The sequence below is a fragment of the Citrobacter sp. U14242 genome (assembly GCF_046555775.1).
Lineage (GTDB): Bacteria > Pseudomonadota > Gammaproteobacteria > Enterobacterales > Enterobacteriaceae > Citrobacter.
The window spans coordinates 112,339-133,118 of sequence record NZ_JBKGLW010000014.1; the positions used below are offsets into that span (position 1 = coordinate 112,339).

Sequence of the window (20,780 nt, forward strand, 5' to 3'; positions counted from 1 at the left end):
GCAGTATTTGTGAATAAAAATACAATAATGTTGAGCGTAATAAAACCCACCAAGTGTAAGGTGAGGTGATAAAGGCTTATACCTGGCAACCGAATCTAAGAAGGTGAACAGCCCCGATGTTGAATACGCTGATTGTGGGCGCCAGTGGCTATGCTGGTGCAGAGCTTGTGACCTATGTAAATCGCCATCCTGATATGACCATAACCGCTTTGACCGTCTCAGCGCAAAGCAATGATGCAGGAAAATTAATCTCCGATTTACATCCACAGCTAAAAGGCATTGTCGATTTGCCGTTACAGCCAATGTCTGATATCAGCGAGTTTAGCGCAGGGGTGGACGTTGTGTTCCTCGCGACGGCTCATGAGGTCAGTCATGATCTGGCTCCGCAGTTTCTGCGTGCCGGGTGTGTGGTGTTTGACCTCTCGGGCGCGTTCCGCGTAAACGACGGTGCCTTCTATGAGAAATACTATGGCTTTACCCATCAGCATCCTGAACTGCTGGAACAGGCGGTATACGGTCTGGCTGAGTGGAGTGCAGACAGACTGAAAGACGCGAATTTGATTGCTGTTCCGGGGTGTTACCCGACGGCGGCACAATTGTCGCTGAAACCACTTATTGATGCCGGGCTGCTGGACCTTACTCAGTGGCCGGTGATTAACGCCACCAGTGGCGTGAGCGGTGCGGGCCGTAAGGCCGCTATTTCGAACAGTTTCTGTGAAGTGAGCCTGCAGCCGTATGGCGTGTTTACCCACCGCCATCAACCGGAAATTGCCACGCATTTGGGGGCTGAAGTGATTTTCACCCCGCATCTGGGCAACTTTCCGCGTGGGATCCTGGAAACCATTACCTGCCGTCTGAATGCGGGTGTCACTCAGGTTCAGGTAACGCAAACGCTGCAACAGGCATATAGCGATAAACCGTTGGTGCGTCTGTATGAAAAAGGCGTTCCGGCACTGAAAAACGTGGTTGGCTTACCGTTCTGTGATATCGGATTTGCTGTGCAGGGCGAACATCTGATTGTGGTAGCGACTGAAGATAATTTATTGAAGGGCGCGGCAGCACAGGCCATGCAGTGCGCAAATATCCGTTTCGGCTTTGCTGAGACGCAGTCTCTTATTTAAGGGTGCAATGATGAATCCATTAATTATCAAGCTGGGCGGCGTTTTACTGGATAGCGAAGAGGCGCTGGAGCGTCTGTTTACCGCGCTGGTAAATTATCGCGAGTCACACCAGCGTCCGCTGGTCATTGTGCACGGCGGCGGCTGCGTCGTCGACGAACTGATGAAACAGTTAAATCTGCCGGTGAAAAAGAAAAATGGTCTGCGCGTGACGCCAGCCGACCAAATCGACATCATCACCGGTGCTCTGGCAGGAACAGCGAATAAAACCTTACTGGCCTGGGCAAAAAAACACCAAATTGCGTCTGTGGGGCTGTATCTGGGCGATGGCGACAGCGTAAAAGTGACACCGCTCAATAAAGAGTTGGGTCATGTTGGACTGGCGCAACCGGGTTCGCCTAAGCTGATTAACTTGCTGCTGGAAGGCGGTTTTTTGCCGGTAGTGAGTTCCATTGGCGTTACTGAGGATGGGCTGTTGATGAACGTCAATGCCGATCAGGCGGCGACGGCGCTGGCGGCAACGCTGGGCGCTGATCTGATCCTGCTCTCTGATGTGAGCGGTATTCTGGATGGTAAAGGCCAGCGTATTGCCGAAATGACCGCGACGAAAGCGGAACAGCTGATTGAACAGGGCATTATTACCGATGGCATGATCGTGAAGGTCAACGCGGCGCTGGATGCTGCGCGTACGCTGGGCCGCCCGGTAGATATCGCTTCCTGGCGTCATGCTGAGCAACTCCCGGCGCTGTTTAACGGCACGCCGATTGGTACGCGCATTCTGGCGTAAACTATTTTGTGCCCGATGGCGGTTACGCCTTATCGGACCTACGTGAACCGAACCTGTAGGCCGGATGAGCGCAGCGCTATCTGGCAATGACATTCAAGAAATTAAGGAAATTCGTTATGGCACTTTGGGGTGGGCGTTTTACACAGGCAGCAGATCAGCGGTTCAAACAGTTCAACGACTCGTTGCGTTTTGACTACCGCCTGGCAGAGCAGGATATTGTCGGCTCTGTGGCCTGGTCCAAAGCGCTGGTAACCGTCGGTGTACTGACTGCTGATGAACAACTACAACTGGAAGACGCGCTGAATAATCTGCTGGAAGAGGTACGCCTGGACCCGCAGCAGATCCTGCAAAGTGATGCGGAAGATATTCACAGCTGGGTGGAAGGCAAGCTGATTGATAAAGTCGGGCAGTTAGGTAAAAAACTGCACACCGGGCGTAGCCGTAATGACCAGGTCGCAACTGACCTTAAATTGTGGTGTAAAGACACGGTCATGGAACTGTTGTCTGCCAATCGTCAGTTGCAAAGCGCGTTAGTCGACACCGCGCAAAATAACCAGGACGCCGTCATGCCGGGTTACACACACTTGCAGCGTGCACAGCCGGTGACGTTTGCTCATTGGTGTCTGGCTTATGTCGAAATGCTGGCGCGTGATGAGAGCCGCCTGCAGGATGCGCTTAAGCGTCTGGATGTTAGCCCGTTAGGCTGCGGTGCGCTGGCCGGTACGGCGTATGAAATCGATCGTGAGCAACTGGCTGGCTGGCTGGGCTTTGCCTCGGCAACCCGCAACAGTCTGGACAGTGTTTCTGATCGTGACCATGTACTGGAGTTACTCTCTGATGCCTCTATAGGCATGGTGCACCTGTCGCGCTTTGCTGAAGATCTGATTTTCTTTAACACCGGCGAAGCAGGCTTTGTTGAGTTATCCGATCGTGTGACTTCAGGTTCATCTCTGATGCCACAGAAGAAAAACCCGGATGCATTAGAGTTGATCCGTGGCAAATGTGGCCGCGTACAAGGTGCGCTGACTGGCATGATGATGACGCTGAAAGGTCTGCCGCTGGCGTATAACAAAGATATGCAGGAAGACAAAGAAGGGATATTCGACGCGCTTGATACCTGGTTGGACTGCCTGCATATGGCGGCACTGGTGCTGGATGGTATTCAGGTGAAACGCCCTCGTTGTCAGGAAGCGGCGCAGCAGGGTTATGCTAATGCCACTGAGTTGGCGGATTATCTGGTGGCAAAAGGTGTTCCGTTCCGCGAAGCACACCATATCGTAGGTGAGACGGTAGTTGAGGCGATTCGTCAGGGTAAACCGCTGGAAGCGTTGCCGCTTGCTGATTTACAGAAGTTCAGCAGCGTAATTAGCGATGATGTATACCCGATTCTGTCGCTGCAGTCGTGCCTCGATAAACGTGCGGCCAAAGGTGGTGTTTCACCGCAGCAAGTCGCACAGGCGATTGACTACGCGAAGGCGCGTCTCGTGTAACGGCATTTATCATTATAAGGCCTGGCGTGGTGCCAGGCTTTTTGTCAAAAGACCTATTTTTTACTGACCATAATAAGCATTATCACCGTGCTTTCTTAAAAAGTGTTTATCCAGTAACGTTTGCTGCATAGCAGTCAGATGGGGTTGCAGTTGCTGTGTGAACAAATTCATATAGGCAATTTCTTCAAGCACGACAGCGTTATGAACCGCGTTGGCGGGATCTGTTCCCCAGGCAAAAGGGCCATGGCTGTTAACCAACACTGCCGGGATATGGTCGGGAGATATTCCACGTTGTTTAAATGTTTCAATGATTACCTTACCGGTATCATATTCATAATGCCCATTAATCTCGTCATCAAGCATCGTTCGTGTACAGGGAATCGCACCGTAGAAATAATCCGCATGCGTTGTTCCCAGCGGCACTAAGTCTTTTCCTGCTTGTGACCAAATGGTGGCATGACGGGAATGGGTATGAACGATCCCACCGATATTTGGAAAGGCGTGATACAGTGCCAGGTGAGTGTCGGTATCAGATGAAGGTTTTTTATTCCCCTCAACAACCTTTCCGCTTTGTATGTCGACAACAACCATATCATTCAGGCTCATGCTGTCATATTCGACACCAGAAGGTTTAATGACCATTATGCCTTTTTTACGATCAATGCCGCTGACGTTGCCCCATGTAAACGTCACCAGATGATGGGCTGGTAAGGATAAATTAGCGTTAAATACTTTTTCCTTCAGTGTATCCATTCTTGACTCCAGAAATATTATTTAGCTTTATAAAAATGAGTTCTTTAATTTTGCTGGGAAATCATGTTGCTATTTAAATTACGCCGAATACATAAGATGTAAAATACAAGCAGACGATACTTATGTATAAAACGACTAAAACGGTCAAACTCGGAAGTATTCGGGCGTGTTTTTCGATTTTATTGATGCCCGTATATGCCCGTTTAGTCGTTATGCTGTGATAATTAAATAAGAAAAGAGATTAATTTTGGGATTAAAATCTCATTATTGTGTTATAAAATTCATTTATTGCATCAATAAATTAAACTTAGATCACACTGTTAATTGTGTATTATTTCTGTAAAGCAATTCTTGATACCAATCACTTTAAGTTAAGGCAAAAAGATTAATTATGTAGACACAGTGAATTTTGTCTTGGTGGGCTGAAATTATGTTGCAGGCAGAACGTTATAAAATAATCTGCGCACACGTTCAACAAATGGGCGCTGTGCGTGTAACGGAACTGTCGAAATTATGCCAGGTATCCCAGGAAACTATTCGAAGAGATTTGACAAAACTTGAACAAAAAAAGAAACTCACCCGCAGCTTTGGCGGCGCAGTATCTTTGGATGCTCCCGATTTAATATCTACGGTTATAACAGAAGATAAAACCTGGCAAATAAATAGCGTGGATCGCGCAGAGTCATTTCGCAAGCGTACTGAAGCACATCCCGATGTTAAAGCCAAAATAACCAAGGCGGCGTTGCAGTTTATTCGCTCTGGCGATTGTATTTTGATGGATAACAGTAGTACCTGTTGGTTTCTTGCCCGGCAGATTCCGGATATTGATATTACGGTTGTGACGAATTCGTTACGGATTATCCAGGCATTGGCGTGCCGGGATAAAGTTCGCATTATTGGTATCGGTGGAGAGTATTCAGAGCGTCATGATGACTTTCATGGACCAGTAGCAGAGAGTGCGATCAGGAATTTCCAGATTAATAGCTTTTTCTTTTCATGTCAGGGACTGAATCTGGAAAATGGAGTTAGAGATGGCAGCGAAATAAATGCCAGATTAAAACAGGTAATGCTTCAGGTCTCTGCTCAAAAAATATTAATGGTAGACTCCAGTAAGTTTGAGCAGTATGCCTTCAGTAAAATTTGTATGTTAGATGAAATTGACGTCATGGTTACTAATAATTGTATTGACGAACGTTATCGTAGCCTTTACCCGCAGTTAAATGTAGTAGAAGTCGATAAGTAATAGATGTGAGTCGTTAACTAAATAGTTAAGGTAGTGCCCGATTATTTAGCCAATACCAGCGGAAAGTTGAAATAAATAAAAAGTCAGGCTGATATTTTTATCGGATTTCCTGACATATGAATAATATTTCTTAAGGAATTTACGATGAAAAAATTAATCTTACCCTGTCTGATTACTGCTGCTTTGTCATCATCTCTTGCATGGGCAGAACAACCTGCAGCAGCGCAAAAAGCGAATAAACCTTTTACGATGGGCGTCGTGGTAAAAGTTGGTGGTATTCCATGGTTTAACGTGATGGAACAAGGCATTAAGGAAGAAGGTAAAGCATTAGGTGTAAATGCCTGGCAAGTAGGACCGACAACTGCGGATCCCGCCGAGCAAGTGCGCGCTATTGAAGATTTAATCGCCAAGAAAGTTGATGTGATTGGCGTTGTTCCAAATGATGCGAAAGTTCTGGAACCTGTGTTAAAGCGCGCCCAGGAGGCTGGTATTAAAGTCATTACTCATGAGTCACCAAACCAGGCTAATGCTGACTGGGACTTTGAGTTGCTTAACACCCAAACGATGGGCGCAAATCACATGAAAGACATGGCGAAATGCATGGGTGAAGAAGGGAAGTACGCCATGTTTGTAGGCAGTCTGACGGTTCCATTGGTGAATGACTGGGCTGATGCCGCCATTGCTTATCAAAAAGAACATTATCCTAAAATGACGCTCGTTGAGGATCGCTTTGGTGTAGCGGAGTCTGTAGATGACTCTATGCGTACAGCCAATGATCTGATGTCTAAATACAAAGATCTGAAAGGCATCATGTCTTTTGGTTCGCAGGGACCAATCGGTGCAGGTCGTGCTATTGATAAACGTAAGAAAAATGATGCAATTTGCGTATTTGGTACGTTCACCCCAGGCCAGGGCATTAAGTTGCTGGAAAAAGGTGCTATTGATGGCGGCTACATTTCTAACCCGATGACTGCAGGTAAAGTGTTTGTTCAGGTCGCCACGGCGATGATGAACGGTGAGCCAATTAAGGATGGTGTAAAAATCGGAGATATGGGAGAAATTAAAGTTCAGAACAACACCATTCTCAGCGATAACCCTGAAAAACTCGATCTTGAAAATACGCAACGTTTAGTGAAGTTAGGTTTGTAATTTTAGTTTGCATCACCGGGCCTAAACTGGCCCGGAAATCCTTTGGTCGTTTAGGAACAGTATGATGCCTCATATTACAGAGCAAAATACAGGTGAACCGTTAGTGACGTTAAAATCGTTAACTAAAAGCTTCGGCGGTCATCGGGCATTAAAAAATATTGATCTCACTCTAAATAAAGGTGAAGTCCACTGTCTTGCTGGTGCAAATGGTTGTGGCAAAAGTACATTAATAAAAACGCTGAGTGGAGTGTATATCCCGGATACGGGTAGCGAAATTATTATTGATAATAGATCCTGGTCCAGACTTTCACCAGATAGAGCTCGCGAGTTAGGCATCCAGGTTATTTATCAGGATCTCTCATTATTTCCTAATTTGACGGTGGCAGAAAACATAGCCTTTGAATATAACCTTAAGGGGTATTTCAGGTGGCACAAAAAAGCCCATCTGAAGGCGGTGTCAGAGAAGATTATACAGGAATTAAATTTTAACCTTGATGTTGACGCATTGGTTCAGCATTTGCCTATTGCGCAGCGCCAGCAGGTTGCCATTTGTCGTGCTCTGGTCGCAGAAGCCCGACTGGTGATAATGGACGAACCAACGGCTTCGCTTACTCGTACCGAAGTTAACCAACTACTACGCACGGTAAATTATCTCCGTCATAAAAATATCACTGTCGTTTTTGTTAGTCACCGCCTGGATGAGGTCAAAGAGATTTCCGACCGTATCACGGTTATTCGCGATGGTGAAATTATAGGTACCTGGGCGGCTGAACAGTTGTCTCCGGGACGCATCACAGAACTGATGACCGGCAGGACCATTGTTCACCAGAAAAAATTACCGAATAGTGTTGAAGGTAAAGTTGTCCTTGAGCTGAAAAAGTTGAGCAGGAAAGGACAATTTGAAGATATTTCCCTGAAACTTCATCAGGGTGAGGTTCTGGGATTGTGCGGTTTGTTAGGTTCGGGACGAACAGAGCTGGCGTTGAGCCTATTTGGCATTACTCATCCAGATAGCGGAGATATTTATCTGGAAGGTAAAAAAGTTGTGATTAAAGATAATACCCAAGCAGCGAAATTAGGTATTGCCTATGTCTCTGAAGATCGTCTTACATTGGGAGCGGTTTTATCCCAGTCAGTCAGTGACAATATGGTGCTTTCGATCCTTAACCGGTTAAAAACACCATGGCAATTTATTGATGAAAAACGCCAGGACGCTTTGGTTAAAGAATGGATTCAGGATCTGGATATTAAAGTCACCAATCCTGATAACCCACTTTCAACACTTTCTGGTGGTAATCAACAAAAAGTGGTGCTGGCGAAATGGATTTTAACGCGTCCAAAAGTACTTATTCTTGATGCCCCCACAGTTGGTGTTGATATAGGGGCGAAAGACAGTATTTACCAGCTTATTCACCGGCTTTCCGGTGTAGGTATTTCAGTCTTGCTGATTACTGATGAAGCGCCAGAAGCGTATTACAACTGCGATCGTATTTTTCATATGCGGCGTGGGAAGATTATTAATGAACTGCAGCCTTCTCTCTATACCGAACAACAGCTAGCGGAGGTGATTAATGGCTAGTTTATTGCACCTGCGGTTTCCACGTTCAGTCGAGGGATGGCTGGGATGGGTTATCGCCCTGATGCTGGTACTGTTTTCTCTTATGAATGATCAATTTCTGTCAATTCAAAACCTGCTGGATCTGACAGAAAGCTATGCCGTTACAGGGATCTTTGCCCTCGGGCTATTTGTTGTGCTGGTGACAGGAGGAATTGATATTTCATTCGCTGCTGTAGCCTCAGTTGTTCAGTATGTGGTGGCGTCATTACTGCTTAACGAAACAATAGCCAATCCACTGCTATGTCTCGGGATTGCTATTTCTCTGGGGGTTTTGTTTGGCCTGATCAATGCGATCCTCATTTATTACCTCAACGTAGTTTCCATCATTATCACCATCAGTATGCAGTCGTTGTTATTCGGCATGTTGATGTGGCTGACGAATGGTCACAGCATCTATGACTTACCTGACTGGTGGATAACGCAACGTTCCCTTTTTAGCTTCGAATTTGAAGGGGAGGTTTATCAGGTTGGATTGCCTCTGATAGTGATGCTGGGCATGGCCTGTTTTACATGGATTGTCATGACGAAAACCCATATTGGACGTCAGCTTTATGCTGTGGGTGGCAGTACAGAGTCGGCGCGGCGTATTGGGATCCGGGTTTCACTTATTTATCTGTTCGCCTACGGCTATCTTGGCGCGGCGGCGGCGATCGGCGGAATGCTGCAGGCTTACCGCATGAGCGAGGTTGTTCCCAATGCGTTGGTTGGCGGTGAATTGGATGTTCTGGCTGCTGCTGTACTGGGAGGGGCTAGCTTATCCGGGGGGCGTGGTTCGGTGATCGGTACGCTTATGGGGGTCTTCCTTATCGGCATACTCAAAAATGGTCTCAACTTGATTGGCGTGTCCAGCTACTTCGTCAATATCGTCATCGGTGTGGTGATTGTTTCGGCTATCTGCGTCACCCATTACAAAAAGCGTAAAGAAACGGACGTTGGGTTTGTCTGACAGGGGGCGTGAAATGAAAAAAAAGGCATTTTTACCAATTGATGGCACCAGCTCCGGCTTACTGGCGATATGTTTCTTTGCTGTAGTGGCTTTTAGCCTGGCGATGCCCGGACGTTTTTTTACCGATAATACTTTTCTGAGTATTGCCTTCCAGCTACCCGAGTTGGGATTGCTCACTTTTGCGATGTTTGTGCCAATGCTGAGCGGTGGGCTGAATCTGGCGATTATTGGTACCGCTAATTTAACCAGCCTGTTTATGGCCTGGCTGTTGATCCAATTCGTACCTGCTGATGCTTCTACCAGTATGCAGTTAGGGTGGTTATTTTTGGCGATAGTGGGAGCGATGATGATCGCTGTCGCGATTGGCGCTGTGACAGGAATGATCATCTCTCGTGTTGGCGCACACCCAATTTTGGTAACACTGGGCAGTATGACGATTATCAGTGGTATTGGTATTTACCTCACTAAAGGCGCTGCCTTAAGTGGTATGCCACCGATAGTCCGTAGCATTGGGTCAGAGGTCATTTATGGGATGCCGGTTCCGATGGTGATTTTTATCATTACGACTCTCGCGCTGGCTCTATTCCTTGGAAAAACACGCACAGGAAAAGTCATCTATATGTGCGGAAGCAATATTAATGCAACCTGGTTTAGCGGCATTCGCACCGAGCGCGTGCTGATTGCTATTTATGCTATCTCCAGTCTGTTATGTGTCCTGGCGGGGCTGATTATGCTTGCCCGCTTCAATTCCGCTCGTATGGGGTATGGCGATTCTTATCTTCTGCTCACAGTACTGGCCATTGTTTTGGGCGGTACCGATCCGTTCGGTGGGGTAGGCAAAGTTGCTCATGTATTTTGCGCACTATTGGTGCTCCAGGTTATCGCTACCGGGCTTAGCCTGCTAGGTCTTAGCCTGCATTTTAATCTGGCAGTATGGGGGATTACATTGATTGCCGCACTGGCATTTAAGTTCTTCAAACAAAAATGGCAGGCACGGCGCGCCATGAATAACAGCCGGAAAGCGTTTCAACAACAATTGGCAACTCGTGAGGGAAGATAATGCGTAGCCACCCGTTAGGTATTTATGAAAAGGCCCTCCCCAGGAACACCAGTTGGGTCGAGAAGCTTGCACTGGCTAAATCATGCGGTTTTGATTTTGTTGAAATGTCGGTGGATGAGAGTGAGGACCGGCTGGCTCGCCTGGACTGGTCCCTTGCGGACCGTATGGAAATTATCAGCGCCATTCAGAAGACAGGGGTACGTATTCCAACCTTGTGCCTCTCTGCCCATCGACGCTTTCCGTTTGGCAGTCGCGATAGTGATACCCGACAGCAAGCGCGAATTATTATGCAAAAAGCGCTACGACTGGCGCAGGATCTGGGGATTAGAACCATCCAGCTTGCCGGTTATGACGTTTATTATGAGCCGCAAAATGATGAAACTATTGCCTGGTTTGAAGATGCGATGGCTTGGGCGGCTGAACAAGCTGCGGCCGCACAGGTTATGTGCGCTGTGGAAATTATGGATACACCTTTTATTAACTCCATCAGTAAATGGAAATTGCTGGATGCCAAAATTAATTCTCCATGGTTTGCCGTTTATCCTGATGTCGGCAATCTAACTGCATGGGGCAACGAGTTGGAGAGTGAACTGGCAAAAGGTATTGATCGGATTGCCGCAATCCATCTTAAAGACACATTTCCAGTGACACCGGATTCCCCAGGGCAGTTCCGCGATGTTCCCTTTGGTGAAGGTTGCGTAGATTTTATCAAATTATTCAAAATATTACGCCAACTTAACTATCGGGGAACCTTCTTGATAGAAATGTGGACGGAAAAATCTGCAGAGCCATTACTGGAAATTATTCACGCACGCCAGTGGATAGAGAGCAAGATGCAGGCGGCTGGATGGTATGACGAGCGGTCGCTTATCGCCGGATAAGGAGAATACGATGGACCATTACTATATGGGCATTGATTTGGGCGGCACGGTTACCAAAGTGGGGCTCTACACTGCCGAGGGTAAGGAAATCACTGTGGCCGCCCAGACCTTACCATTATTGAGTCCGCAGGCGGGGTTTTGTGAACGTGATATGACAGACCTCTGGATGACAACCTGTGAAGTTATCCGGCGAGCGTTGACAGAGAGCCATCTTTCAGCGGAACAGATTCGCGGGATTGGTTTTTCCTCACACGGTAAGGGGCTTTATCTGGTCGATAAGTCAGGGCACCCGGTACGCAATGGTATTGTGTCCTCTGATTCTCGGGCCCAGCCCCTGGTGACTGCCTGGAAGGCGCAGGATATCGATCGTTTGGCTTATCCACGCAGTTTCCAACAACTATGGCCTTCTCATCCGGTCGCGTTGTTGGGGTGGCTGAAGCAGCATGAGCCAGAGAATTACGCACGCACGGGCTATGTTTTGATGGCTCACGATTACATACGTTACTGCCTTACAGCTGAATTTACCTGTGAAGAAACCAATATTTCGGGTAGCCAGTTATTCAATCTGCAACGTAATGAATTCGATCCTGAATTGTTCTCGCTATTTGGCATTGAAGAGATGATGGGGTGTATGCCTAAGGTGATCGGCTCCGCCGATCTGGCAGGAGTCGTTACGACAGACGCTGCCGTATTGTGTGGATTAAAACCGGGAACGCCGGTCTTTGGCGGCGTCTTTGATGTTGTTGGCGCAGCAATGACCTCCGGAGTGTATGACAATACGCAACTCAGCGCTGTTGCTGGAACATGGTCTATTGCCACCCGCGTTTTTGATAACATCATTCCGGCAGAATATCCGTATGTGTGGGGGAAATTCAGTATCCCTGGGCAATACTTTGCCCATGAAGGAAGCCCTACTTCTGCCAGTAATTTGACCTGGTTTATTGATCGTTTTTTCCCCGATTTACTGGACGATCATGACACGCTCAACCAATGGGCGGCTCGTGGCTACGAGAAACAGGACTGTATTCTATTTTTCCCCTGGTTGTACGGTTCAAACTACTGCGATTCATTGAGTGGTGGATTTCTCGGGTTAGGAGGCCATCACGATGTTGCGGATATGGTTTACGCAATCTATCAGGGTGTCGTTTTTTCGCATTTATTGCATCAGGACAAATTGTTGCAGCTCTGTGACGGCACGGAATCAATTCGTTTTACCGGGGGGCCAACGCATTCGCGTATTTGGATGCAAATGTTTTGCGATGCCAGTAATTTGCCGATTGAGATTGTTGATATTGAACAGTCCGGTTGCCGGGCGGCTGCAATGTGTGCTGCCGTGGGAACCGGTGATTATTCAGGTTTTGAACAGGCGATTAAAGCGGCCCTGCCGCCAGTGATTCGCCTGGAGCCGGATGCGGCGAAACACCGTATGTTGCGGAGCCGATTCGAACGGTTCAAACGTGTCGCTGATGCACTGAGCACGGTAGCAACGTAACAACAGCACATAGTTGTATCCATCCAGCCTGGTATTAAGCCGGGCTTTTTTACGCAAAAAAAAAGCGGACCAGAGGTCCGCAAATGTTCACGTTGGCTTTAGTTATTTCGAGTATGAGAACGGACAGGCGCTTCAAGGGTTAAAGGGTACCGTTCCGTTTCTGTGGTGCATTATTAAACAGAAAGCTTGATAGGGATAATCGTTCGTTGCTATGCTACCTATCGCCATGAACTATCGTGGCGATGGAGGATGAATAATGAATATTCGTGATCTTGAATACCTGGTGGCGCTAGCCGAGCATCGTCACTTCCGGCGAGCGGCGGACTCCTGCCACGTCAGCCAGCCAACGCTTAGCGGACAAATCCGCAAACTGGAAGATGAGCTTGGCGTTATGCTGCTGGAGCGTACGAGTCGTAAAGTACTGTTCACTCAGGCAGGTTTACTGCTGGTGGATCAGGCGCGTACCGTGCTGCGCGAGGTCAAAGTGCTCAAGGAAATGGCAAGTCAACAAGGCGAGACAATGTCTGGCCCGCTGCACATTGGTTTGATCCCGACAGTGGGGCCATACCTGTTGCCGCATATTATCCCTATGTTGCACCAGACCTTCCCGAAACTGGAAATGTACCTGCATGAAGCGCAGACGCATCAGCTGCTGGCGCAACTGGATAGCGGTAAGCTCGACTGCGTAATCCTGGCGTTGGTCAAGGAAAGTGAGGCGTTCATTGAAGTGCCGCTGTTTGATGAGCCTATGATGCTGGCGATCTATGAAGATCACCCATGGGCAAACCGTGACTGTGTGCCGATGTCAGATTTAGCAGGTGAAAAACTGCTGATGCTGGAAGATGGGCACTGTCTGCGCGATCAGGCGATGGGCTTCTGCTTTGAAGCAGGTGCTGATGAAGACACCCATTTCCGGGCAACCAGTCTGGAAACGCTGCGCAATATGGTTGCGGCAGGTAGTGGCATTACCTTACTGCCTGCACTAGCCGTTCCGCCAGAGCGTAAGCGTGATGGTGTGGTCTATCTGCCGTGCATTAAGCCGGAACCGCGCCGTACTATTGGCCTGGTGTACCGTCCGGGTTCGCCGTTACGCAGCCGTTATGAACAGCTGGCAGAGGCCATCCGTGGGGCAATGGATGGCCATTTCGACAACGCGTTAAAACAGGCGGTTTAAGCCGTTTAGCGCGGCTACCCGATAGGCTTCTGCCATGGTTGGGTAGTTAAAGGTGGTGTTAACGAAGTACTCGATGGTGTTACCACCACCTTTTTGCTCCATGATCGCCTGACCGATATGAATAATTTCGGCTGCGCGTTCCCCAAAGCAATGGATCCCCAAAATCTCTTTGGTTTCGCGATGGAACAAAATCTTCAGCGTTCCGACACTCATCCCGACGATTTGTGCGCGAGCCAGATGTTTAAACTGGGCGCGACCGACTTCGTATGGGACTTTCATTGCCGTTAGCTGCTGTTCGGTTTTACCGACGGAGCTGATTTCAGGAATGGTATAAATTCCGGTCGGAATATCTTCGATCAGGTGCGCGGTAGCTTCACCTTTAACCAGTGCCTGAGCGGCGATACGTCCCTGATCGTAGGCTGCGGAGGCCAGGCTTGGGTAACCGATCACATCGCCAACGGCATACACATGCGGCAGTGCGGTCTGATACATGCTATTTACTTTTAGCTGCCCGCGACTGTCCGTTTTCAGACCAATATTCTCCAGCGCTAACGAATCGGTGTTACCGGTACGACCGTTGGCGTATAGCAGGCAATCGGCTTTCAGTTTTTTACCGGATTTCAGGTGCATGATGACGCCGTCATCGCAGCCTTCAATCTGCTCATACTCTTCGTTATGGCGAATAACCACGCCACTGTTCCAGAAGTGATAAGAGAGCGAATCGGACATCTCCTGATCGAGGAATGCCAGCAGACGATCGCGGGTGTTGATTAAATCAACTTTTACGTCCATCCCTCTGAAGATCGATGCATATTCGCAGCCAATCACGCCTGCGCCATAAATAAGAACATGACGAGGTTCGTGATGCAGGCTGAGGATAGAATCACTGTCGTAAACGCGCGGGTGCGAAAAATCGACGTCAGTCGGGTGGTAGGGGCGCGAGCCGCAGGCAATCACAAACTTATCTGCGGTGAGTGTTTCCACTGTACCGTCGTGACATTCCAGAGCAATGGTGTGTTCGTCAACGAAACGGGCATTTCCCTGCAGAATTTCACAGTGGTTACGTTCGTAAAAACCTTGCCGCATACGCGTTTGCTGATTAATGACGTTATCAGCATGGTTGAGAATATCGGCGAAAGAAGAACGAAGAAGTCGGGAATGGTCGCTGTAAAGTGGGTTCTGATTGAATTCGATAATACGGCTGACTGCGTGGCGGAGCGCTTTCGACGGGATTGTGCCCCAATGGGTACAGCCTCCGCCGACGTTATGATAGCGCTCAATAACCGCGACGCGCGCTCCTTGCTTAACCAGACCCATCGCAGCGCCTTCGCCGCCGGGACCGGAACCTATTACTATTGCATCGTAATCGTAGGAATGTGACATGGTCAGGCTTACCTGTTCTTATACATAAAAGCAACAGAATAGTAACATCGTTGTTGGGATAACCCAATTATCGTTGTGCTTTTTTGCGAAGTCGAAGCACAAACTGCGCGTAAACAATCATTCACAAAGCCATGCCAACCGCCTAATCTCTGGTATAGTGCCAGCAAGGTATGTGGAAGGATTCAGACATCGTGATGGGCGTTAGAGCGCAACAAAAAGAGAAAACCCGGCGTTCGCTGGTCGAAGCCGCATTTAGTCAACTCAGCGCTGAGCGTAGTTTTGCCAGCCTAAGTTTACGAGAAGTTGCTCGTGAAGCGGGCATTGCGCCAACCTCGTTTTATCGCCATTTCCGCGATGTGGATGAGCTCGGCCTGACGATGGTGGATGAGAGTGGTCTGATGCTGCGCCAGTTGATGCGTCAGGCACGTCAGCGTATCGCCAAAGGCGGTAGTGTGATCCGTACCTCGGTCTCAACATTTATGGAGTTCATCGGCAACAATCCCAACGCCTTCCGTTTATTATTGCGCGAGCGTTCGGGCACCTCTGCAGCGTTTCGTGCAGCGGTTGCGCGTGAAATTCAGCACTTCATTGCGGAACTTGCGGACTATCTGGAACTCGAAAACCATATGCCTCGCGCGTTTACTGAAGCGCAAGCCGAAGCCATGGTAACGATTGTGTTCAGTGCCGGGGCAGAAGCACTGGATGTTGGCGCTGAACAGCGTCGGCAACTGGAAGAGCGGTTGGTATTGCAACTGCGCATGATCGCAAAAGGCGCATTTTACTGGTACCGCCGTGAACAAGAGAAGATGACGCACCACTCCGAGTAACGAGAAGGACGAGCAATGAAACAGTCAGGTCAAGATAAAGGTACGCTGCTGCTGGCGCTGGTTGCCGGCTTATCGATCAATGGCACATTCGCGGCGCTGTTTAGCTCCATTGTGCCATTCTCTGTATTCCCGATTATTTCGCTGGTGTTGACGGTTTATTGTCTGCATCAACGTTACCAGAATCGCACCATGCCTGTGGGGCTACCGGGCCTGGCTGCAGCCTGTTTTATTCTCGGTGTTCTGCTGTACAGCACCGTTGTACGTGCTGAATATCCGGATATTGGCTCTAACTTCTTCCCGGCGGTACTGTCGGTGATTCTGGTGTTCTGGATCGGCTTTAAAGTGCGTAACCGTAAGCAGGAAATCGCGGAATAAGATTTGTAGGCCGGGCAAGCAAAGCGCGCCCGGCACAGCGCCGGATGGCAGCGTAACCGCCTATCCGGTCTACAAAAAGTTATTTCGCGGTCAGTAATACGCCGCACTCCATATGGTGCGTATACGGGAACTGATCGAACAGCGCCAGACGTGAGACAGTATGCGTCTGGATTAATGTTTCCAGGTTCTTACACAGCGTCTCCGGGTTGCAGGAGATGTACAGAATCCGCGGATACGCCTGCACCATTTTCTCCGTTTCGCTGTCCAGTCCGCTGCGCGGTGGGTCAACGAAAATGGTTTCACACTGGTAACTCTTCAGATCGATGCCCTGCAAACGGTTGAATTCGCGAACACCGTTCATTGCCTGCGTAAACTCTTCGGCTGCCATACGGATAATTTGTACATTATCAATATGGTTAGCTGCGATGTTGTACTGGGCTGCAGCAACGGACGGCTTGGCGATTTCGGTGGCCAGTACGCGGTTGAAGTTCTGCGCCAGCGCTAATGAAAAGTTGCCATTACCGCAGTACAGCTCCAGCAGATCGCCCTTTGAACCTTTGGTGACATCAATCGCCCATTCCAGCATCTGAATGTTCATCGCAGCATTCGGTTGCGTGAAACTGTTCTCAACCTGGCGGTAGATAATCTCTTTGCCCGCGACAGGTAAACGTTCGTCGATATAATCCTGATCCAACTCGATTTTAGTTTTGGTCGCCCGGCCGATCAGGTGCACATTCAGGTTTTGCGCCCGTAGCGCATCCCGCAGCGCTTCGGCTTCCTGGCGCCACTCATTATCCAGTTTTTTATGGTACAGCATGGATATCACTGCCTGATCGCTCAGGGTGGTAAGGTAATCGATCTGGAACAGTTTGTGACGCAGGACGTGGTTGTTGCGTACACCTTCAATCATTGCCGTCATCAGCGTATTGATAAGCTCACTGGCCGCCGGAAAGCTGTCGACACGAATACGGTTTTTCGTTTGGCTGTCGAACATGATGTGGTACAGGTCGTCCCCGTCATGCCACAGACGGAACTCGGCACGCATACGGTAATGGCTAACCGGTGAGCGGAACACTTCCGGAGCCTTTGTAAAAAATGGCGTCATTAAGTTCTGCAGACGCACCACTTTTTCAGCTAGCTGTGCGTCGTACTGTTCTGTCGGAAGGTGTTCGGGGGTCATGATGCGTCCTGAAAAATAAAAGTACGCGGGGATTGTAGGGATTGCTCATCAGATGTCCAGTTATTGATGATTTACGATATTGTGATATCCGGTCTGGACAGTAGGTTGTAACAAACTGTAGCATCCGTTTTCCGGTCCTGTGAGTTAAAAGGGAATCCAGTGTGAATCTGGAGCTGACGCGCAGCGGTAAGGAAAGGTGAAATGAGAGCGTAAAGCAGACACTGCCTGTGGGTGGGAAGTCTTCATTTCTTTTTATTCGGTATCCAGAATAACCTTCCAAGCCCGAAGACCTGCCGGCTAACGTCGCATCTGGTTTTCACTATCGCGTACTATCGGTGGACCTGCGGCATCCTTCTTATATTGTGGATGCTTTACAATGATTAAAAAATCGTTGCTGTTGACGGCGCTTTCCGTTGCGGCATCTTCTGGTTGGGCGCAGGATGCTAGCCCAGATACTCTCGTCGTTACTGCCAACCGTTTTCAGCAGCCTCTAAGTGCAGTACTTGCACCCATCACCGTCGTTACACGTCAGGACATCGATCGCTGGCAATCTACCTCGGTAAACGATGTACTGCGTCGTTTGCCTGGTGTTGATATCGCACAAAGTGGCGGCATGGGGCAAAACTCGTCTATTTTTATTCGCGGCACTAACGCCAGCCATGTTCTGGTTTTGATAGATGGTGTGCGTCTTAATTTAGCGGGAGTTAGCGGCTCAGCCGATCTTAGCCAGTTCCCGGTATCGCTGGTGCAACGTATTGAGTATATCCGCGGGCCGCGTTCCGCTATATATGGTTCGGATGCGATTGGCGGCGTGGTGAATATCATTACTACGCGTGAAAAACCAGGGACGGAATTGACCGCTGGCGTGGGAAGCAATGGGTATCAGAATTACGATATCTCAACCCAACAACAGCTTGGCGAAAATACGCGTGTCACGTTGATGGGCGATTATGCCTACACCAAAGGCTTCGATGTCGTGGCCTACGGTAGCACTGGCGCACAGGCTCAACCGGATAAAGACGGTTTCTTAAGCAAGACGCTGTATGGCGCACTGGAGCACAACTTCTCCGAGACATGGAGCGGGTTCGTTCGTGGTTATGGTTATGATAACCGCACAGATTATGACTCGTATTATTCTCCTGGCTCGGCTCTACTGGATACCCGACAGCTTTATAGCCAGAGCTGGGACGCTGGGTTACGTTTTAATGGCGAGCTTATTCAGTCACAACTGGTTTCGAGCTACAGCCACAGTAAAGACTACAACTATGATCCGAACTATGGCCGCTATGATTCCTCGGCCACGCTGGATGATATGAAGCAATATAATGTTCAGTGGTCAAACAGCATAGTTGTTGGCCACGGTAATATTGGTGCAGGTGTGGACTGGCAAAAGCAAACTACGGAGCCAGGCACTGGGTATGTTACGGACGGTTACGACCAACGTAATACTGGACTCTATTTAACGGGATTGCAGCAGCTTGGTGACTTCACCTTCGAAGGTGCAGCACGTAGTGATGACAACTCCGAGTTTGGTCGTCATGGTACATGGCAAACCAGTGCCGGATGGGAGTTTATCGAAGGCTATCGTTTCATTGCCTCTTATGGCACATCTTACAAAGCGCCAAATCTGGGTCAGTTGCATGGCTATTACGGCAATGCAAACCTTGATCCCGAAGAGAGTAAGCAGTGGGAAGGGGCGTTTGAAGGGTTAACATCAGGTGTTAACTGGCGCGTGTCGGGGTATCGCAACGATATCGATGACATGATCGACTACAACACCCACACTCAGAAGTACTACAACGAAGGCAAAGCGCGTATTAAAGGTATCGAAGCGACTGCAAACTTCGACACCGGGCCGTTGGCGCATACGCTTAGCTACGACTACGTGGATTCGCGTAATGCGATTACCAACGAGCCATTGGCTCGGCGTTCTAAACAGCAGGTGAAATACCAACTCGACTGGCAGGTCTATGATTTTGACTGGGGCCTGACATATCACTATCTGGGGACGCGATACGATACGGACTACGTTACTTATCAACCGGTAAAAATGGGCGGTGTGAGTTTGTGGGATCTGGCAGTGTCATATCCGATCACCTCACAGCTGACAGTTCGTGGTAAAATCGCCAACCTGTTCGATAAAGATTACGAGACAGTTTATGGCTACCCAACTGCAGGACGGGAATACACCTTGTCTGGCAGCTACACCTTCTGATTCACGTCCCACCGTGCTGGTGTTTGATTCCGGCGTCGGTGGGTTGTCGGTCTACAATGAGATCCGGAATCTCCTGCCGGATCTCCACTATATATATGCTTTCGATAACGTCGCCTTTCCTTATGGTGAGAAAAGCGAAGAGTTTATTGTGGAGCGTGTTGTTGAGATTGTTACCGCAGTTCAGCAACGCTACCCCCTCGCACTTGCGGTTATCGCATGCAATACCGCCAGCACGGTGTCACTCCCCGCATTACGTGAAAAGTTCGCTTTTCCGGTTGTCGGTGTGGTGCCCGCGATTAAACCCGCGGCGCGCCTCACGGCGAATGGTATTGTAGGACTGCTGGCGACGCGCGCGACGGTGAAACGCTCGTACACACACGAATTGATAGCACGGTTTGCTAACGAGTGTCAGATAGCGATGTTGGGATCCGCTGAGTTGGTGGAACTGGCAGAAGCGAAGCTGCACGGTGAGCCCGTCTCGCTGGAAGAACTGCGCCGTATTCTGCGACCGTGGCTGCGGATGTCGGAACCCCCTGATACGGTGGTCCTTGGATGCACCCATTTCCCTCTATTACAGGAAGAGCTATTACAAGTCCTCCCGGAAGGGACGCGACTGGTGGATTCCGGTGCAGCGATTGCGCGTCGAACGGCCTGGCTATTAGAACACGAAGCGCCAGATGCAAAATCAGCCGATGAGAATGTGGCATTCTGCACGGCCATGACCACAGAGGCTGAACAATTATTGCCAGTGTTGCAGCGCTATGGCTTCAAAACGCTCGAAAAACTGGCGATTTAGTCTGTTTTGGTGAAAAAGTACGCACTCGGAAAATTATTTTAAATTTCCCCTTGTCAGCCTGAAATAACTCCCTATAATGCGCCTCCACTGACACGGAACAACGGATTACACGCCGCCGGGTCAGCGGAGTTCTACTAAGAATCTCGTAGAGAAAAGCAAAAATAAATGCTTGACTCTGAATGAGGAAAACGTAATATACGGGACCTCGCGACAGAGCGCTAAAGCGCGTCGCAACTGCTCTTTAACAATTTATCAGACAATCTGTGTGGGCACTCGAAGATACGGATTCTTAA

At 49.0% G+C, this 20,780-nt stretch carries 18 protein-coding genes and 1 riboswitch; of the genes, 15 read left to right on the forward strand and 3 right to left on the reverse strand.

Annotation, left to right across the window (positions count from 1 at the left end; translation table 11 throughout):
- Positions 1–116: 116 nt before the first annotated feature.
- The 3 genes from argC (at position 117) to argH (ending at position 3,395) form a co-directional block, all read left to right on the forward strand.
- Positions 117–1,121, forward strand: a complete 1,005-nt coding sequence (gene argC, locus ACLJXE_RS21080) for an N-acetyl-gamma-glutamyl-phosphate reductase (protein WP_410751933.1) — start codon at positions 117–119, stop codon at positions 1,119–1,121.
- 7 nt (positions 1,122–1,128) lie between these two features.
- Positions 1,129–1,905, forward strand: a complete 777-nt coding sequence (gene argB, locus ACLJXE_RS21085; RefSeq protein WP_286631076.1) for an acetylglutamate kinase — start codon at positions 1,129–1,131, stop codon at positions 1,903–1,905.
- Positions 1,906–2,021: 116 nt separating this feature from the next.
- Positions 2,022–3,395: an argininosuccinate lyase gene (gene argH / locus ACLJXE_RS21090; RefSeq protein ID WP_410751934.1), complete on the forward strand. Its 1,374-nt coding sequence runs from the start codon at positions 2,022–2,024 to the stop codon at positions 3,393–3,395.
- 60 nt (positions 3,396–3,455) lie between these two features.
- Here argH and araD read toward each other — a convergent pair whose 3' ends face one another.
- Entirely contained in the window at positions 3,456–4,148 is a 693-nt protein-coding gene (gene araD, locus ACLJXE_RS21095) for an L-ribulose-5-phosphate 4-epimerase (protein ID WP_410751935.1), read from the reverse strand.
- A gap of 430 nt (positions 4,149–4,578) precedes the next feature.
- Between araD and ACLJXE_RS21100 the strand changes: the two genes are divergently transcribed.
- The 8 genes from ACLJXE_RS21100 (at position 4,579) to oxyR (ending at position 13,711) form a co-directional block, all read left to right on the forward strand.
- Positions 4,579–5,391, forward strand: coding sequence for a DeoR/GlpR family DNA-binding transcription regulator (locus ACLJXE_RS21100; RefSeq protein ID WP_410751936.1), 813 nt, complete (start codon positions 4,579–4,581; stop codon positions 5,389–5,391).
- 144 nt (positions 5,392–5,535) lie between these two features.
- Positions 5,536–6,540, forward strand: coding sequence for a substrate-binding domain-containing protein (locus ACLJXE_RS21105; RefSeq protein ID WP_286631080.1), 1,005 nt, complete (start codon positions 5,536–5,538; stop codon positions 6,538–6,540).
- Positions 6,541–6,601: 61 nt separating this feature from the next.
- Complete coding sequence (locus ACLJXE_RS21110) at positions 6,602–8,119, forward strand: sugar ABC transporter ATP-binding protein (RefSeq protein WP_410751937.1); 1,518 nt, start codon at positions 6,602–6,604, stop codon at positions 8,117–8,119.
- The gene (locus ACLJXE_RS21115; protein ID WP_410751938.1) at positions 8,112–9,104 is read left to right on the forward strand and encodes an ABC transporter permease; all 993 of its coding nucleotides are present in this window, start codon (positions 8,112–8,114) and stop codon (positions 9,102–9,104) included. Before ACLJXE_RS21110 ends, ACLJXE_RS21115 begins: the two co-directional genes overlap by 8 nt.
- A 13-nt stretch (positions 9,105–9,117) precedes the next feature.
- Entirely contained in the window at positions 9,118–10,164 is a 1,047-nt protein-coding gene (locus tag ACLJXE_RS21120; RefSeq protein ID WP_225760343.1) for an ABC transporter permease, read from the forward strand.
- Positions 10,164–11,045, forward strand: a complete 882-nt coding sequence (locus ACLJXE_RS21125; protein ID WP_048223436.1) for an L-ribulose-5-phosphate 3-epimerase — start codon at positions 10,164–10,166, stop codon at positions 11,043–11,045. Before ACLJXE_RS21120 ends, ACLJXE_RS21125 begins: the two co-directional genes overlap by 1 nt.
- A 10-nt stretch (positions 11,046–11,055) precedes the next feature.
- Positions 11,056–12,537: an FGGY-family carbohydrate kinase gene (locus tag ACLJXE_RS21130; protein ID WP_410751939.1), complete on the forward strand. Its 1,482-nt coding sequence runs from the start codon at positions 11,056–11,058 to the stop codon at positions 12,535–12,537.
- A 256-nt stretch (positions 12,538–12,793) separates the two neighbouring features.
- A complete protein-coding gene (oxyR, locus tag ACLJXE_RS21135) occupies positions 12,794–13,711 on the forward strand; it encodes a DNA-binding transcriptional regulator OxyR (protein WP_198907356.1) in 918 nt (305 codons plus the stop codon).
- Here oxyR and sthA read toward each other — a convergent pair.
- On the reverse strand, positions 13,694–15,094 hold the full coding sequence (gene sthA / locus ACLJXE_RS21140; RefSeq protein WP_410751940.1) for a Si-specific NAD(P)(+) transhydrogenase: 1,401 nt from the start codon (positions 15,092–15,094) through the stop codon (positions 13,694–13,696). The genes oxyR and sthA overlap by 18 nt on opposite strands.
- 191 nt (positions 15,095–15,285) lie before the next feature.
- Here sthA and fabR point away from each other — a divergent pair, with 191 nt between their 5' ends.
- Both fabR and ACLJXE_RS21150 read left to right on the forward strand, forming a co-directional pair.
- Complete coding sequence (gene fabR / locus ACLJXE_RS21145) at positions 15,286–15,921, forward strand: HTH-type transcriptional repressor FabR (RefSeq protein WP_003028862.1); 636 nt, start codon at positions 15,286–15,288, stop codon at positions 15,919–15,921.
- A 15-nt stretch (positions 15,922–15,936) separates the two neighbouring features.
- A complete protein-coding gene (locus ACLJXE_RS21150; protein WP_003825114.1) occupies positions 15,937–16,296 on the forward strand; it encodes a YijD family membrane protein in 360 nt (119 codons plus the stop codon).
- 79 nt (positions 16,297–16,375) lie between these two features.
- Here the strand turns inward: ACLJXE_RS21150 and trmA are convergent, their stop codons facing one another.
- Positions 16,376–17,476, reverse strand: coding sequence for a tRNA (uridine(54)-C5)-methyltransferase TrmA (gene trmA, locus ACLJXE_RS21155; protein WP_410751941.1), 1,101 nt, complete (start codon positions 17,474–17,476; stop codon positions 16,376–16,378).
- Positions 17,477–17,591: 115 nt separating this feature from the next.
- Positions 17,592–17,789, forward strand: a riboswitch (cobalamin riboswitch).
- 63 nt (positions 17,790–17,852) lie between these two features.
- Here trmA and btuB point away from each other — a divergent pair.
- Together btuB and murI are read left to right on the forward strand one after the other, a co-directional pair.
- Positions 17,853–19,691: a TonB-dependent vitamin B12 receptor BtuB gene (btuB, locus tag ACLJXE_RS21160; protein WP_410751942.1), complete on the forward strand. Its 1,839-nt coding sequence runs from the start codon at positions 17,853–17,855 to the stop codon at positions 19,689–19,691.
- The gene (gene murI / locus ACLJXE_RS21165) at positions 19,636–20,487 is read left to right on the forward strand and encodes a glutamate racemase (protein ID WP_410751943.1); all 852 of its coding nucleotides are present in this window, start codon (positions 19,636–19,638) and stop codon (positions 20,485–20,487) included. Before btuB ends, murI begins: the two co-directional genes overlap by 56 nt.
- The last annotated feature ends 293 nt before the right edge of the window (positions 20,488–20,780 follow it).

Coding starts and splice junctions, on each gene's coding strand:
- argC (WP_410751933.1), top strand. CDS start 117: ATGTTGAATACGCTGATTGTGGGCGCCAGTGGCTATGCTGGTGCAGAG.
- argB (WP_286631076.1), top strand. CDS start 1,129: ATGATGAATCCATTAATTATCAAGCTGGGCGGCGTTTTACTGGATAGC.
- argH (WP_410751934.1), top strand. CDS start 2,022: ATGGCACTTTGGGGTGGGCGTTTTACACAGGCAGCAGATCAGCGGTTC.
- araD (WP_410751935.1), bottom strand. CDS start 4,148: ATGGATACACTGAAGGAAAAAGTATTTAACGCTAATTTATCCTTACCA.
- ACLJXE_RS21100 (WP_410751936.1), top strand. CDS start 4,579: ATGTTGCAGGCAGAACGTTATAAAATAATCTGCGCACACGTTCAACAA.
- ACLJXE_RS21105 (WP_286631080.1), top strand. CDS start 5,536: ATGAAAAAATTAATCTTACCCTGTCTGATTACTGCTGCTTTGTCATCA.
- ACLJXE_RS21110 (WP_410751937.1), top strand. CDS start 6,602: ATGATGCCTCATATTACAGAGCAAAATACAGGTGAACCGTTAGTGACG.
- ACLJXE_RS21115 (WP_410751938.1), top strand. CDS start 8,112: ATGGCTAGTTTATTGCACCTGCGGTTTCCACGTTCAGTCGAGGGATGG.
- ACLJXE_RS21120 (WP_225760343.1), top strand. CDS start 9,118: ATGAAAAAAAAGGCATTTTTACCAATTGATGGCACCAGCTCCGGCTTA.
- ACLJXE_RS21125 (WP_048223436.1), top strand. CDS start 10,164: ATGCGTAGCCACCCGTTAGGTATTTATGAAAAGGCCCTCCCCAGGAAC.
- ACLJXE_RS21130 (WP_410751939.1), top strand. CDS start 11,056: ATGGACCATTACTATATGGGCATTGATTTGGGCGGCACGGTTACCAAA.
- oxyR (WP_198907356.1), top strand. CDS start 12,794: ATGAATATTCGTGATCTTGAATACCTGGTGGCGCTAGCCGAGCATCGT.
- sthA (WP_410751940.1), bottom strand. CDS start 15,094: ATGTCACATTCCTACGATTACGATGCAATAGTAATAGGTTCCGGTCCC.
- ACLJXE_RS21150 (WP_003825114.1), top strand. CDS start 15,937: ATGAAACAGTCAGGTCAAGATAAAGGTACGCTGCTGCTGGCGCTGGTT.
- trmA (WP_410751941.1), bottom strand. CDS start 17,476: ATGACCCCCGAACACCTTCCGACAGAACAGTACGACGCACAGCTAGCT.
- btuB (WP_410751942.1), top strand. CDS start 17,853: ATGATTAAAAAATCGTTGCTGTTGACGGCGCTTTCCGTTGCGGCATCT.
- murI (WP_410751943.1), top strand. CDS start 19,636: ATGGCTACCCAACTGCAGGACGGGAATACACCTTGTCTGGCAGCTACA.